Here is a 14,587-nt window from a genome sequence, read left to right on the forward strand (position 1 = left end):
GTAAAAGCACTGCTGGAAAGAGGCGCCGCGTGTAATAAGCCGGATGGCGATGGCTATTCTCCGCTCATGCTGGCCGTCAGGTATGGGTCACCTCTCATAGTACATACATTACTGAAGCATGCTGATGCGAGCCAGCTTCTGTCGTTTATCAGTAATGACGGTAGCACTGTGTTGCATGCAGTGTGCCTGCGCGAGGATCGCACCACCGCAGAGAAACTATTCCGCATACTTGAGATAAAGTTTGCCCCTGCCTGGAAAACGAACGAACACGGCATAACGCCACTACACTATGCGGCGTGGAAAGGCCATGTCGGGATCGTTGACGGCTGCTGCAAGCGTGGCGTGGATGTCAATACAGCGGATAGCAGCGGCAACACGGCGCTCCACACGGCCATAATGTTTGATACGGGCGCTACCAGCGAAGCGGATGTGCTCAACATTGTTACTACTCTGATTACCGCCGGGGCCGATCCGTCAGCCGTCAATGCGCAGGGCGAGACGGCGCTGTCGCTGGCTGCCCAGCGTAACTTACCCAGCGTAACTGCATTCATCACCCGAATTACCACAGCGCTACCTCCACATCACACCACCACGCTGCTGTCGTGATTTTTACACCTTTATTTTCATTGCCGGTCCTGGGCCGGCTCTATCTGTCAATTGACAAGGAATCACCATGAAACACCATTCGCTCACTTTAGCGCTCATCTCCTGCAGCGCGACTTTCGCCTGTTCACAGCAAGCACTCGCCGCCAGCGGTGTTACCGCCCCGTGGAAAACCATCGACGGCAAAGTGGTCTTTCAGCCAAATGAAAACACCCCACCGCAGCCGTTGACCGGGGCCGATGCGAATGCCTTTGCCGCCATCTATACCGGTGGCGATACCAATATTGCGCAGTCGCAGGGCTATTTTTACTGTAACGGCCAGACGTTGCCGAAGGGGTTCAACCCGGACAGCGCAACCGTGAATGAAAACTTCCTGTTCTCGAACGTCGGTTCCTTTGCCAGCTGTGAGAAAACCGCCGTAACGCTGGATGCGGAAACCTTCCATGCGCTGGCGTTCCCGTACTACACCGACGGCAAAACCGTGGTTACCATTAGCGGTAGTCTGGTGGAAGGGGCGGATGCGGCCAGCTTTACCGTGCTGAGGCAAAACCAGGCGAAAGATAAATCGCACTATTTCTTTAACGCCGGGGAAGATGTGACGCTGCCCGTGACCAAATCTGCCCACGCCTTTGCGCCGTGCTACGGCTGGGCCGATGTCGACGGCACGCTCTATTACGAAGGGATCAAGCAGCCTCATGCCGATGGCGCAACCTTCCGCTGCTTCTCGTTCAGCAATGCGGCGGATAAACACGGCTTTTACAGCGGCGGAGGCAAAGTCCTGGCGCTATTCCCGAAAGGCGTGGTCCCTGATCAGATCCGCGCCATTGATGAAGACGTCTATACCGACGGCAAGCACGTCTGGTTCGTCTCGGTTCGCGGCATGCTGCTGGAAGGCCTTGATGCGAAACACGTTAAAGTTGACAGCGCAATGGGCGATATAGAAGTAAGCGACGGCGCCGTCACCTGGCAGTGCCCGTCAATGGGGATCGTAGGTGAACCGCGCTGCAAAAAAGTGATGCCGGAGGCCTGAGGTTGCCACTTCAACCTTTATAAGGACGTTTATGAAAACGACGCTGTTATTCCTGCTGGCCTGTACCGCTTTCAGCGCCAGCGCCGACTGCTGGGTAGTCACTAACTTCAACGGTGAATTCACCAGCGGGCGCAACGAGTGGAAGTTCGAGCGGCTCAGTAAGCCAAACTACACCCTGCATATCGCCATCGACGGTAAAAAAGCCTCCATCACGGCGGGGCCGGGTACGCAGCAAGGCGAGCCGCGCGCGTTAACCATCCTCAGCCCGACCGCGCTCAACAGCTTTCGCAGCAACGACGGGGTAACCGAAACGGAAAACTTTGCTATCCAGAATGACAAGGTGTTTTACAGCTCGGTGATCCAGAATGTGCGTGGCACCGAAGAAGCCGGCGTGATTGTCATGGTCGGCGACGTTGCCGGCAAGTGCCAGGGCTAATCCCTTACTACGATGTGGTGACAGGCTCACCGCATCGCCTCTTTTTTCTCCGCGTTTCCTCACACCTCCTGCATCCATTAAATCCTGCTTAATATACGTTAATTATTACTTAATTATTGGGTGATATATCTTCGTGTCTATTTAAGTGAAATTGATCAATAAACGATCAATTTCACTGCGGTATCTTTTTTATTAGTAATAATACCGTCATGTGCATTCGCATATGATATTATCCTCCCTAAGTTAAATTTAATTTAGTAATACAGATAACGACAACGCGTAACAGGATTGCTTATATATTTCTCCGCGAAGAATATATCTTTACAATAAGCCAGTGAGTTTGACTTAAGGTCGAAAATAATGCGTAAACACGTTAGTAGATATCGTTAATAACGTTATTAAGGCTAAAAAAAGTATCCTTTTCGCTGGATTAACTGACCTGGATAGAGTAAAAATAGGTTAATTCTTACAGACTGCATAACATTTGGATGAAACGCGGCAACGGCTGGTTACGCGCATGCAGATTTGTTGAGATTCCGCTCGATCGTAAAGGGAACACGTTACAGGGAGGCAGTAGATATCAATGTCCAGACTACTAAATTTGGTAGGCCACGGCGCAATAACAAACGTAATGTAATATTCATTTTGCTGGTAACCTGTAAATAGCTATATGGCTGTTTTTTAAGGTATTTATCGCAAATTAATAAATGCCTTACAAAGCAACGCTATTGCGGTTTCAAAATATGTGCACGGCAGAAATATCGATTTAATCATCGCGTATTCGTCATGCCTGTAATTTTCCTTAGGCACATCTTTTGATCCGTGTATTCAGTCACGCATAACATGAATCTGGTGTGAGAATATGGGAAAAGGAATTGACGGAGCATCTGTAGCGCCGAAGGAACGTATTAATATTAAATACGTTCCGGCAACCGGTGGGCAGCAGGCTGAAATAGAACTGCCGCTGACCATGATGGTTATTGGCAATATGAAAGGTCGCACCGAAGAGACGCCAATTGAGGAGCGTCAGACGGTTTCCGTGGATAAAAACAACTTCACGTCGGTAATGAAAGAGGCCAATCTGGAACTCAATTTCTGCGTTCCCAACCGCCTCGAAGAAGAAAGTGAAGATGAACTTCCGGTGAAGCTGAATATTGCTTCTCTGGACGATTTCTCCCCGGACCGTATTGCTGAACAGGTTCCTGAACTGCGCAAGCTGCTCGAATTACGCGAAGCGCTGGTGGCGCTGAAAGGGCCTCTGGGAAATATCCCGGCGTTCCGTAATCGCCTGCAGGATCTGCTGGCCAGCTCCGATGCGCGTGAGCAGCTGCTCAAAGAGCTGGATCTCGTCAAACCCGCCGAATAACCACGCGGCTAACGTAAAGGGAAAAACACATGTCTACGGTTGAAGATCAACCTCTGGTAGCCGCAGCGGGCGCGTCGTCCTCACTGCTGGATGACATTATGGCGCAGGCGCGAATTACCCCTGTTGACGAAGGGTATACCATCGCGAAGCAGGGCATCGCGGCGCTGGTCTCCAATATTCTCGACAGCGGTAATGCGGCTGAGCCGGTCAACAAAGCGCTGGTCGACAGCATGATCGTTGAGCTGGACAAAAAGCTCAGCAAGCAGGTGGATGTGATCCTGCACGCGGCCGAGCTGCAGGAGCTGGAATCCTCATGGCGTTCGCTGAAGCTGCTGATCGACCGCACCGACTTCCGCGAAAACATCAAGATCCTGATGCTGCACGCCACCAAGCAGGAGCTGCTGGAGGACTTCGAGTTCGCGCCGGAAATCACCCAGTCTGGTTTCTACAAGCACGTTTACTCCACCGGCTACGGCCAGTTCGGCGGTCAGCCGATCGGCGCGGTGATTGGCGACTACGCCATGACCCAGAGCTCCCCGGACATCAAATTGATGCAGTACGTCAGTGCGGTAGGGGCGATGGCGCACGCGCCGTTCATCTCTTCCGTTGCGCCGACCTTCTTTGGCGTGGACAGCTTCGCCGACCTGCCGACCATCAAAGATCTGAAGTCCGTGTTCGAAGGCCCGACCTACACCAAATGGCGTTCGCTGCGTGAGTCAGAAGACTCCCGCTATCTCGGTCTTACCGCGCCGCGCTTCCTGGCACGTCTGCCGTATGACCCGGTTGAGAACCCGATCAAGGGCTTCAACTACAAAGAGAACATCAGCGCCAGCCACGAGCACTATCTGTGGGGCAACACCGCGTACCTGATGGGTACCGCGCTGACCGACAGCTTCGCGAAATACCGCTGGTGTCCGAATATCATCGGCCCGCAGAGCGGCGGCACCATCTCCGACCTGCCGGTTCACGTCTATGAGGCGATGGGTCAGCTGCAGGCCAAGATCCCGACCGAAGTGCTGATCACCGATCGTCGCGAATACGAAATGGCAGAAGAGGGCTTTATCACCCTGACCATGCGTAAAGACAGCGACAACGCGGCGTTCTTCTCGGCGAACTCGGTGCAGAAGCCGAAGGTGTTCCCGAACACCCGCGAAGGCAAAGAAGCGGAAACCAACTACAAGCTGGGCACGCAGCTGCCGTACATGTTCATCATCAACCGCCTGGCGCACTACATAAAAGTGCTGCAGCGCGAGCAGATCGGCTCATGGAAAGAGCGTCAGGATCTGGAGCGTGAGCTGAACGGCTGGATCAAACAGTACGTTGCCGACCAGGAAAACCCGCCGGCAGACGTGCGCAGCCGCCGTCCGCTGCGTGCCGCACAGATCAAGGTGCTGGACGTTGAGGGTGAGCCAGGCTGGTATCAGGTCGCGATCGCCGTGCGTCCGCACTTCAAATACATGGGCGCCAACTTCGAACTGTCGCTCGTTGGTCGTCTGGACAAGGAGTAACCGGCATGTCGTCTCTCTCGTCATGGGACAGAGGGAGCGCCGCCAGCCTGTTCGACAGGATCCGGGGTGAAGAACGCGTCACCTCGCCGGACGCACAGTTGACCGCTCTGATTAGCTCGGTGAAACGCCAGCTCGACAGAGTGCTCAATACCCGACCCGGCAATTGCCGCAGCGCCCCGGATCTTGGCGTCATCGATTTGAATGACGCCACGCAGGGCAGTGCCGATATTCGCAGCCGTATTCGCGAAGCCATCCGGCAGTGCATCTGCGATTACGAACCGCGCATTGTGCAGGTGGAGGTGTCGTTCTCGGACAACGTTTCCACCCCACTCGAAATGGCCTTTCGGGTGACCGCGCATGTGCGCCTCGACGAGCTGGAGCAGGTTACCTCGTTCAACGTCCATATGGACAGCCACCGCCACTACAGAATGATCTGACTATGCAGCTGGAACACTACTTCAGGGATGAACTGGCCTGGCTTCGCCTTCAGGGCCGCCAGTTTGCGCAAGCCCATCCCGAACTGACGCGCTTTTTGTCTGAGCAAACCACCGACCCGGACGTAGAGCGTCTGCTGGAAGGCTTCGCGTTTCTCACCGGCAGCCTGCGCGCAAAAATTGAAGACGAGTTCCCGGAGCTGACGCACGGGCTGCTCAACATGCTGTGGCCGAACTATCTGCGACCGGTGCCGAGCATGACCATCATGCAGTTCTCGGCGATCCCCGGCGCGCTGGCGCAACCGGCGTTTGTTGCCCGCGGCTGTCCGCTCGACAGCAAACCGCAGGATGAGGTGGTGTGTCATTTCCAGACCTGTCACGACATGTGGGTCTACCCGGCGGATATCACCGATGTCAGCGCCCAGAGCGGCAACGACGCTTCCGCCATTACCCTGGACATCGCGCTGCACAGCACGCTGCCGCTGGCCGAACTGGAGCTGAACAAGCTGCGCTTCTGGCTCGGTGGTGATAGCTGGACGGCGTATGAGCTCTATTTCTGGCTCGCCAGCAAGCTCTCCCACATTGAAGTGGAAGTGGACGGGAAACGCTTCCCGCTGCCGGCCAGTATCCTGAAAACCATTGGCTTTGACCGGGAAGATGCGCTGTTGCCCTATCCGGGTAACGTCTACTCCGGCTACCGCATTTTGCAGGAGTACTTCTGCTTCCCGGAAAGCTTCTTGTTTTTTCAGCTTGAAACCAGCGACTGGCCGCAACAGCCGCTGCCGGTGGACAGCTTTAAGCTGCATTTTTGTTTCGAAAGCCCGCTGCCGCCGGAGCTGAAGATCCGCAAGGACTCTTTCATGCTCAACTGCGTCCCGGCGATCAATCTGTTCCAGCACGAAAGCGAGCCGATCGATCTTAACGGGCGTCAGGTGGAGTACCCGCTGAAGGCCAGCTACCGCCAGGCGGACAGCTTTGAGATCTTCTCGGTGGATAAAGTCGAGGGCTGGGTGGAAGGGCAGCCGGGCCGCGCACGCGGTAAACAGCGCCTCTACCATCCGTTCGAAAGCTTCCAGCACCAGATTGAGCGCGCCAACGGGCGCCAGGCGCTCTACTACCGTATTCGCGTGCGCGAAGCGGTGAACGGGGCCGGGTTCGATCACGCGCTGTCGTTTGTGCGCGGGGATGAAACCGAAGTGGTGGGGCTGGATGAGTCGGTATCGGTCACCCTAACCTGCACCAACCGCGGACGTGCCGCCCAGCTGCTGGTGGGGGATATCTGCGTGCCCACCGGCGACTCGCCGACCTTCGCCACCTTCCGCAACATTGTGCGCCCGACGCGTCCGCTGCGCCCGGCGCTCGATGGCAGCCTGCACTGGACGCTGATCTCTAACCTGTCCCTGAACTACGTCTCGCTGCTGCGGCGCGATGCGCTGGTCCAGGTGCTGCGCACCTACGACTTCCCGACGCTCTACGACAAGCAGGCAGAACAGGCGTCGCGCAAGCGGCTGGCGGGCATTGAAGCGATTAATACCGTGCCGGTGGACAGGCTGGTGCGCGGTATGCCGGTGCGCGGCCTGAAGTCGGAGCTGTCGATTCGCCAGTCGGCGTTTGCCAGCGAAGGGGAGCTGTATCTGTTCAGCACCGTGCTGGCGCACTTCCTGTCGCTGTATGCCAGCGTGAACGCGTTTCACCTGCTGGAGGTGGTCAACCTCGATAACAAGGAGCGCTACCGATGGCCGGTGAAAGCGGGTCAGCACTCGATGATGTAATCGACCACAGGGCGCTGGCGAACTACTCCTTCTATCAGCTGGTTGAGTTGCTCAACCGCATGGAAGCTGTCGATCCGGAGCGCGGGCAGGATTTCGATCCGGTCAGCGAGCGGCTGCGGTTCAAATCCACCGCCTCGCTGGGGTTTCATCCCAGCGATATCGTCGGCATGTCGAAGGACGATGCCGGGCGGCATCACCTGGAAGTGGCGTTTATGGGGCTGCACGGCAGCCAGTCGCCGATGCCGGGCTACTACCTCGACGACCTGGCCTGGGAGTATGCCCAGCAGGAGCCGAAGCTCGGGCTGTTTCTCGACTTCTTCCATCACCGCCTGCTGACGCTGCTGCACCGGGTATGGCGAAAATACCGCTATCACGTGCGCTTTCAGGACAACGGCGAAGACGGCTTTTCGCGCTTGATGTTTGCGCTGGTGGGGCTGGGCAACGATGCGGTGCGCGAGAGCCTGCCGGTGAACCGCGCCAAGATGCTCTCCTACGCCGGGATGCTGGCCAGCCCCAGCCGTTCCCCGGAAGTGGTGGCCGGGCTGGTGATGCACTGTTTTGACCTTGAGAGCGTCGAGGTTGAGGTATGGCAGGCGCGCAAGGTGCCGGTGTGCGAAGAGCAGCAGAACCGCCTGGGCCGCGCCAACAGCCGGCTCGGGGACGACTTCGTCATCGGCGAAAAGGTCAGCGACTGCGCCGGTAAGTTTCTGCTGAAGATTAACAACCTGAGCTTTAGCGATTTCCTCAGGTTTCTGCCCAACGGCGATCAGTTTGAACCGCTGGTGCGCTTTGTTTCATTCATTCTGCGCGACCAGCTGGCGTGGGATTTACGCCTCGGTTTTGGCCTGGAGCAGGCCAGCGGGATGCGCCTCGGTGATGCGCGTTACGCCAGCCTGGGATGGAGTAGTTTTCTCGGTAACCCGCCGGCCGACCCGTGGGTAACGATTTGTGTACAGGAGTAAGTGTGAGCGACGGTAATCAGCAACTTTCGCTGTTGGTGCTTAACAGCGAGCAACTGGAAGGGAATACACAGGTTCAGCATCACTTCGGGCCGGAAGGCGGCTCGCTCGGTGCGGCGGATCGCGACGACTGGCAGCTCAAAGAGCGTCTCGGCGCGGTGCAGCCGGAGCACGCGCGCATTGAGATGGTGGATGGCCGTTTTTGCCTGTGCGATCTCAGCGGCCAGACCTACATCAATCAGGCCACCTCGCCGGTGGGCCGCAACCGCCGCGTGGCGCTGACCCAGGGGGACGAGCTGCTGATTGGCCCGTTCCGCATTCGGGTGTTTATCGGTGCCGTGCAGGTGGAGCCGCAGCTGGATCAGATCATCGGCAACCGCCGCGACAACGATATTGACGACTGGCTGGGCGACGAGTTTACCGGTTTTACCGCCCCGGCAGAGGACCGTCCGGGTCACGACAAACACAGCGATCCGCTCTGGGTACTGCAGCAGGAGCGCAACAGCGCCGCGGCCATGCTCAACGGCAGCGCGAGCGTGCCGGACATGATGCCGCAACGTAATCCGCTTTCGGGAATTGAGGACAAGATGGATCAGGAATTTATCGAACTCCCTGACGTTCAGGGTTACAGCAGTGATTTCAACAGCGCCGCTGGCGTATCGCTGGCCCCGCTGATGCGCGGCCTCGGGCAGACGCTGGCGCTGCGGGACGGCCAGCAGAGCCAGGAGATGCTGCACGAGATGGGCAAAACCCTGCGTGCCACGCTGGAAGGGCTGCTGACGCTGCAGGCCGAGCAGGCGGCGCTGGCGGATAAGCTGCTGCGTCCGATCGAAGATAACCCGCTGCGCCTCGGGCTCAGCTATGACGACACCCTGGCGCTGCTGTTCGCCGAAACCAAAAGCCCGGTGCATCTCTCAGCCCCGGCGGCGGTGGCGGAAGTGCTGCGCAATATTCGCGTGCATCACATCGCCAATCAGCAGGCCATTGGCGCGGCGCTTAACAGCATGGTGCAGGCGTTCTCGCCGGACGTGCTGCTCAAGCGCTTCAGCCACTACCGCCGCGGCGGGGAGGAGGTGCCGATGCACGACGGATGGGCGTGGGAGATGTACGAGCACTACTTCCAGGAGCTGACGTCAAGCCGTCAGCAGGGCTTCCAGCGACTGTTCCAGCAGGTGTATGCCCAGGCATATGACCGTGCGGTGCGTGAGCAGCAGGAGCAAGCATAATGCTGAAACCGGCACTGGTTTTTCTGGTGGCGTTAACCCTGGGCGGCTGTACCACCCTCGGCAAAATGGCGGATGTCGCCATGGATCCTGATATTCAGGTGGGCAGCAACAACGATCAGCCCTCCACCGTGGCCTTCAGCATGGTCGCCGAACCGGACATGAACCCCAACGAGAGCGGCGACGCGGCTCCGCTGGAGTTCCAGATCGTGATGCTGTCTGAAGACTCCCGCCTGCTGGCCACCGACTTCGATCAGGTCACCACCGACATCGAAGCGGCGCTGGCAAAAAACTATATCGACCACCAGGACTACACCCTGCTGCCGGGCCAGTTCAAATACCTGCCGCCGGTGAAGCTGGATGAGAAAGTGCGCTACATCGGCGTCATCGCCCGCTACGCCGACCCCGACAGCTCGGAATGGCGCAAGGTGATCAAAGTGAAAAACACCGGCCATGCTTACCAGATCCTGGTGCACCTGCGCCTGGATGAAGTCGAATTACAGCAAGAAGAAGAATAACGATGTCTATTCGAAACCGTGTTATCTGGCGTGAAGGGCTGTTTATCAAGCCTCAGCACTTTCAACAGCAGCAGCGCCACACCGATTACGCGCTCCACGCCCGACTGAGCGCGGTGAGCGACTACTACTACGGCCTGCAGAGCCTGACCATCAACGAAGAGTATCTCAACTTCGGGCGTATCGCGCTGGTGAGCGCCACCGGCGTGATGCCGGACGGTACGGTGTTCAACGTCCCCGGCGACGACGCGCTGCCGCAGCCGCTGGAGATCACCGATGCCTCGGTCACCAATCAGAAAGTCTATCTGGCTATTCCACTGGCGGTGAGCGGCGTGCGGGAAGTGAGCGACGAGGAGCAGCAGGTCTCTTCCCGCCTCGCGGCGCACCGCTATGACGTGCGCGATCTGCACAGCGACGGCGGGGATGTGGTGTCGCTGGACGTAGGCCGCGTCAGCCTGCGCCTGATGCTGGAGCGCGACGACCGCAGCGCCTACGCCTCGATGGCTATCGCCTGTATTCAGGACAAACGCCCGGACGGCGGCCTGATCCTCGACCCGACCTTTATGCCGTGCAGCGCCAGCGTGGCGGCGATCCCGGTGCTGAAACGCTTTCTCGGCGAGTCTGCCGGGCTGGTGGCCGAACGCGCCCGCAGTCTGTCGCAGCGCATTGCCGCACCGGGCCAGCAGGGGGTGGCTGACGTTGCCGAATTCATGATGCTGCAATTGCTCAACCGCGTGCAGCCGCAGCTCTCCCACCTGGCGCGTCTCGGCACGCTGCACCCGGAGCGCCTGCACGAAGCGCTGGTGAGCTTCTGCGGCGAGCTGATGACCTTTACCGACGAGTCGCGCCTGCCGCCGGAGTTTCCGGCCTACCGCCACGACGACCAGCGCGTCAGCTTCGAACCGGTGATGCAGGCGCTGCGTCAGGCGCTCAGCACCGTGCTGTCGCCGCGCGCCGTGTCGCTCCAGCTGCGTAAACACCCGTACGGCATCGTCATGGCGATCGTCGGCGACAGCGAGCTGATGAACAGCGCCGAATTTATCCTCGCGGTGCGCGCCCGCATGCCGCAGGAGCAGCTGCGCAAACAGCTGCTGCAGCAGACCAAAGTCGCCTCCAGCGAGAAGATCCGCGAGCTTATCAGCCTGCAGCTGCCGGGCGTTCCGCTGCTGCCGCTGCCGGTGGCCCCGCGTCAGCTGCCGTATCACGCCGGCTACAGCTACTTCCAGCTCGATCGCCAGAGCCCGGCCTGGCAGATGCTGGTGATCGGCAACACTCTGGCGTTCCATATCGCCGGCGAGTTCCCGGAACTGGATCTTCAGCTCTGGGCCATTCGTGGTCAGTAATCGGGAGAGGGAACGATGACCATCGAGGTACTGAAAAACGACAACCTGGGGGAGCTGCTGTTCGAGCACGCCCGCCAGATGGATATGGATTCCGACTACTGGTTCCGCATGCGCGGCCAGAGCATCAACCCGATGATCGACGCGGTCACGCCGCTGCTCGGCATGGTGGGGCGCGTGCGTCAGATGAACCAGTACACCGGCGTGCCGGATCTCTACCAGACCGTGGTGACAGAGATTCAGGCCATCGAGCAGGAGCTGTCCACCCACGGCTACGAAGCCGGGGTGATCCTCTCGTTTCGCTACATCCTCTGCACCTTTATTGATGAGGCGGTGATGAGCAAGGAGTGGGGCAGCCAGAGCGTCTGGTCGGAAAACTCGCTGCTGGCGCGCTTTCACAATGAGACCTGGGGCGGCGAAAAGGTGTTTGCCCTGCTCGATAAGTTGCAGGAGGAGCCGCAGCGCTACCGCGACATCCTGGAGTTTATCTGGCTGTGCCTGACCCTCGGCTTCCAGGGGCGTTACCGCGTGATGCCCCAGGGCCACGGCGAATTTTTAAACGTGATCCGCAAGCTGCACCGCACCCTGCGCCCGGAGCCGGTTAACGCCCCGACGGTGTTTCACCTTGACCTCGGGCAGCAGGCATCGCGCTACCGCCTGAAGCGCCAGGTGACGCTGCGCACGGTGTTTATCGGTATCTGCCTCACGCTGGCCGGGATTTTTGGCCTCTATCACTATCAACTCAGCAATCAGACCCAGGACGTACTTCGTCAGTTGGGAGAATTATTAAAATAAGGAAGACACCGTGATTCGTATTGACCTGCCGGTACTTGTTGAACGTCTGAACCCGGTATGCCGCCACATGCTTGAAGAGGCGGCGGCGCTGTGCGTTAACCATCAGGGCGCTGAGATCCGCATTGAGCATCTGCTGCTGAAAGCTATCGACACGCCGCTCTCCGACGTGCGGCTGATCCTGAACCGTGCCGGGGTGGATCTGGATGAGGCGAGGACGCTGCTGCAACCCAACGAGCATGACAAAACCCTGAATCCGGGCTATCCGTCGTTTTCTCCGCTGCTGGTGGAGTGGCTGCAGGACAGCTGGCTGCTGGCCTCCGCCCAGATGCGCCATCCCCAGCTGCGCAGCGGCGTGATGCTGCTGGTGCTGCTGATGACGCCGCACCGCTATCTCTCCACGCCGGTGACGCGCCTGCTGGCGAAGGTCAACCGCGACCTGCTTACCCAGCAGTTTGACGAGTGGGTAAAAACCTCCGCCGAAACCGAGGTGGTCAGCAGTGACACTGGCGCAAGCGCCCCGGTGGCTACCGATGCCACCCTGCTGGGCCGCTTCACCCAGAACATCACCGAGCAGGCGCGCCAGCAGCAGCTGGACCCGGTGCTGTGCCGTGATGAAGAGATTGACCTGATGATCGACATCCTCTCACGCCGCCGCAAAAACAACCCGATCATCGTCGGCGAAGCGGGCGTCGGGAAAAGCGCCCTGATTGAAGGCCTGGCGCTGCGCATCATTGACGGCCTGGTGCCGGAAAAGCTGCAGGGCGTGGAGCTGCTGTCGCTGGATCTCGGCGCGATGCAGGCCGGTGCGGCGGTAAAAGGGGAGTTTGAGAAGCGCTTCAAGGGCGTGATGCAGGAAGTAAAAGACGCGCCGCGTCCGGTGATCCTGTTTATCGACGAAGCGCACACCCTGATTGGCGCAGGCAACCAGGCCGGTGGCCTTGATGTTTCCAACCTGATTAAACCGGCGCTGGCCCGCGGCGAGCTGCGCACCATCGCCGCCACCACCTGGAGCGAGTACAAAAAGTACGTTGAGAAAGACGCTGCCCTGTCGCGCCGTTTCCAGCAGGTGAAAGTGGGCGAGCCGAGCGCCGAACAGGCAACGGTGATCCTGCGCGGTCTGCGCACCATCTATGAAAAAGCTCACGGCGTGCTGATCGACGAAGCGGCGCTGCATGCGGCGGCCACGCTGTCGGCACGCTATATCTCCGGGCGCCAGCTGCCGGATAAAGCCATTGACGTGCTGGATACCGCCTGTGCGCGCGTTGCCATCAACCTCACCACGCCGCCGCGCGCGGTGAGCCATCTGCAAACCCGTCTGCAGCAGCGCGAGCTGGAGATCGCTCAGCTTGAGCGCCAGCGCCGCATTGGTCTTGGCGATCACGCCGAGCGTCTGACATCCCTTGAAAGCGAGCAGGGGAGCGACCGCGCAACGCTCGCTGAGCACGAAGCCCACTGGCAGCAGCAGCAGGCGCTGGTGCAGCAGATTATTGCCCTGCGCGCTGAACTGCTGAGCGACGAGCCGCCGGCAGACATTGAGGCCGCCGGTGCGGAACTGAAAGCGCAGGAAGCGGCGCTGGCGGAATTTGAAAAGAGCGCAGTGCGCCTGTCCGCCCACGTTGACGCCGCGCAGATTGCGGCGGTGATCGCCGAATGGACCGGGGTGCCGGTGAACCGCATTTCCCAGAGTGAGCTGGACGTGGTGACGCGTCTGCCGGACTACCTGGGCGACAGCATCAAAGGCCAGGGGCTGGCGATCGCGCATCTGCACAAGCATCTGCTTACTGCCCGCGCCGATCTGCGTCGCGCCGGTCGCCCGCTCGGGGCGTTCCTGCTGGTGGGGCCAAGCGGTGTCGGTAAAACCGAAACCGTGGTGCAGATTGCCGACCTGCTGTTTGGCGGGCGCAACTACCTCACCACCATCAACATGTCCGAATATCAGGAGAAGCACACGGTGTCGCGCCTGATCGGCTCGCCGCCGGGCTACGTCGGCTTTGGTGAGGGCGGCATTCTTACCGAAGCCATCCGCCAGAAACCGTATTCGGTGGTGCTGCTGGATGAAGTGGAGAAGGCGCACCCGGACGTGCTGAACCTGTTCTACCAGGCGTTCGACAAGGGCGAGCTGGCCGACGGGGAAGGGCGCATCATCGACTGCAAAAACGTGGTGTTCTTCCTGACCTCTAACCTCGGTTTCCAGACCATTGTCGATTACGCCGAGCGCCAGGACGTGCTGCTGGACGCGCTCTACCCGGAGCTGACCACCTTCTTCAAACCGGCGCTGCTGGCGCGTATGGAAGTGATCCCGTACCTGCCGCTGGGCCACGACACCCTGAAAGCCATCGTGCAGGGCAAACTGGCGCGTCTGGTGACGCTGCTGCAAACCCGCTTTGGTGCCAGCGTGGAGATTGACGACGCGGTGCCGGAAGAGATCCTGCGTCGTGCCAACCGCAGCGAGAACGGAGCGCGCATGCTGGAGTCGATCATCGACGGTGCGCTGCTGCCGCCGGTTTCGCTGCAGCTGTTGCAGCGCATGGCGACGGGCGAGCCGGTGTCGCGCATCACCTTCACCCTGGCTGAGGGTGAGTTTGCGTGCGGCCTGGAGGGGTGAG

At 59.3% G+C, this 14,587-nt stretch carries 13 protein-coding genes and 1 pseudogene; all 14 read left to right on the forward strand.

What is annotated here, in order from left to right; genetic code table 11:
- Positions 1 to 3: 3 nt before the first annotated feature.
- Positions 4 to 207: pseudogene (locus ET34_RS23130) on the forward strand (ankyrin repeat domain-containing protein); the annotation flags it as partial.
- A complete protein-coding gene (locus ET34_RS0107915) occupies positions 181 to 606 on the forward strand; it encodes an ankyrin repeat domain-containing protein (protein WP_330217963.1) in 426 nt (141 codons plus the stop codon). The pseudogene ET34_RS23130 and the gene ET34_RS0107915, both read left to right, overlap by 27 nt.
- Positions 607 to 673: 67 nt before the next feature.
- Entirely contained in the window at positions 674 to 1,633 is a 960-nt protein-coding gene (locus ET34_RS0107920; protein WP_031520981.1) for a DKNYY domain-containing protein, read from the forward strand.
- 31 nt (positions 1,634 to 1,664) lie between these two features.
- The gene (locus ET34_RS0107925) at positions 1,665 to 2,069 is read left to right on the forward strand and encodes a hypothetical protein (protein WP_031520982.1); all 405 of its coding nucleotides are present in this window, start codon (positions 1,665 to 1,667) and stop codon (positions 2,067 to 2,069) included.
- An 862-nt stretch (positions 2,070 to 2,931) separates the two neighbouring features.
- Positions 2,932 to 3,435 carry a type VI secretion system contractile sheath small subunit gene (gene tssB / locus ET34_RS0107930; RefSeq protein WP_031520984.1) on the forward strand — a complete coding sequence of 168 codons (504 nt, stop codon included), beginning with the start codon at positions 2,932 to 2,934 and terminating at the stop codon, positions 3,433 to 3,435.
- 29 nt (positions 3,436 to 3,464) lie between these two features.
- Positions 3,465 to 4,943: a type VI secretion system contractile sheath large subunit gene (tssC, locus tag ET34_RS0107935; RefSeq protein WP_031520986.1), complete on the forward strand. Its 1,479-nt coding sequence runs from the start codon at positions 3,465 to 3,467 to the stop codon at positions 4,941 to 4,943.
- A 5-nt stretch (positions 4,944 to 4,948) separates the two neighbouring features.
- Complete coding sequence (gene tssE / locus ET34_RS0107940) at positions 4,949 to 5,380, forward strand: type VI secretion system baseplate subunit TssE (RefSeq protein ID WP_031520987.1); 432 nt, start codon at positions 4,949 to 4,951, stop codon at positions 5,378 to 5,380.
- A 2-nt stretch (positions 5,381 to 5,382) separates the two neighbouring features.
- The gene (gene tssF, locus ET34_RS0107945; RefSeq protein WP_031520989.1) at positions 5,383 to 7,149 is read left to right on the forward strand and encodes a type VI secretion system baseplate subunit TssF; all 1,767 of its coding nucleotides are present in this window, start codon (positions 5,383 to 5,385) and stop codon (positions 7,147 to 7,149) included.
- Entirely contained in the window at positions 7,113 to 8,111 is a 999-nt protein-coding gene (gene tssG / locus ET34_RS0107950) for a type VI secretion system baseplate subunit TssG (protein ID WP_031520991.1), read from the forward strand. Before tssF ends, tssG begins: the two co-directional genes overlap by 37 nt.
- 2 nt (positions 8,112 to 8,113) lie before the next feature.
- Positions 8,114 to 9,334, forward strand: coding sequence for a type VI secretion system-associated FHA domain protein TagH (tagH, locus tag ET34_RS0107955; protein ID WP_031520993.1), 1,221 nt, complete (start codon positions 8,114 to 8,116; stop codon positions 9,332 to 9,334).
- Positions 9,334 to 9,849 (forward strand): type VI secretion system lipoprotein TssJ, encoded by a 516-nt coding sequence (gene tssJ / locus ET34_RS0107960; RefSeq protein ID WP_031520995.1) that lies wholly within the window; start codon positions 9,334 to 9,336, stop codon positions 9,847 to 9,849. Before tagH ends, tssJ begins: the two co-directional genes overlap by 1 nt.
- Positions 9,850 to 9,851: 2 nt before the next feature.
- Positions 9,852 to 11,189 carry a type VI secretion system baseplate subunit TssK gene (tssK, locus tag ET34_RS0107965; protein WP_031520997.1) on the forward strand — a complete coding sequence of 446 codons (1,338 nt, stop codon included), beginning with the start codon at positions 9,852 to 9,854 and terminating at the stop codon, positions 11,187 to 11,189.
- Between the two features lie 15 nt (positions 11,190 to 11,204).
- Positions 11,205 to 11,981 carry a type IVB secretion system protein IcmH/DotU gene (icmH, locus tag ET34_RS0107970; RefSeq protein WP_031520999.1) on the forward strand — a complete coding sequence of 259 codons (777 nt, stop codon included), beginning with the start codon at positions 11,205 to 11,207 and terminating at the stop codon, positions 11,979 to 11,981.
- A gap of 10 nt (positions 11,982 to 11,991) precedes the next feature.
- The gene (tssH, locus tag ET34_RS0107975; protein WP_031521000.1) at positions 11,992 to 14,586 is read left to right on the forward strand and encodes a type VI secretion system ATPase TssH; all 2,595 of its coding nucleotides are present in this window, start codon (positions 11,992 to 11,994) and stop codon (positions 14,584 to 14,586) included.
- Position 14,587: the final 1 nt, after the last annotated feature.

It is taken from the genome of Siccibacter colletis (assembly GCF_000696575.1).
GTDB classification, from domain to species: Bacteria; Pseudomonadota; Gammaproteobacteria; order Enterobacterales; family Enterobacteriaceae; genus Siccibacter; species Siccibacter colletis.

Excerpts from the sequence above, each read along its gene's own strand:
- tssG (WP_031520991.1), top strand. The coding sequence starts at position 7,113 with ATGGCCGGTGAAAGCGGGTCAGCACTCGATGATGTAATCGACCACAGG.
- tssK (WP_031520997.1), top strand. The coding sequence starts at position 9,852 with ATGTCTATTCGAAACCGTGTTATCTGGCGTGAAGGGCTGTTTATCAAG.
- icmH (WP_031520999.1), top strand. The coding sequence starts at position 11,205 with ATGACCATCGAGGTACTGAAAAACGACAACCTGGGGGAGCTGCTGTTC.
- ET34_RS0107920 (WP_031520981.1), top strand. The coding sequence starts at position 674 with ATGAAACACCATTCGCTCACTTTAGCGCTCATCTCCTGCAGCGCGACT.
- tssF (WP_031520989.1), top strand. The coding sequence starts at position 5,383 with ATGCAGCTGGAACACTACTTCAGGGATGAACTGGCCTGGCTTCGCCTT.
- tssC (WP_031520986.1), top strand. The coding sequence starts at position 3,465 with ATGTCTACGGTTGAAGATCAACCTCTGGTAGCCGCAGCGGGCGCGTCG.
- tssB (WP_031520984.1), top strand. The coding sequence starts at position 2,932 with ATGGGAAAAGGAATTGACGGAGCATCTGTAGCGCCGAAGGAACGTATT.
- ET34_RS0107925 (WP_031520982.1), top strand. The coding sequence starts at position 1,665 with ATGAAAACGACGCTGTTATTCCTGCTGGCCTGTACCGCTTTCAGCGCC.
- tssE (WP_031520987.1), top strand. The coding sequence starts at position 4,949 with ATGTCGTCTCTCTCGTCATGGGACAGAGGGAGCGCCGCCAGCCTGTTC.
- tssJ (WP_031520995.1), top strand. The coding sequence starts at position 9,334 with ATGCTGAAACCGGCACTGGTTTTTCTGGTGGCGTTAACCCTGGGCGGC.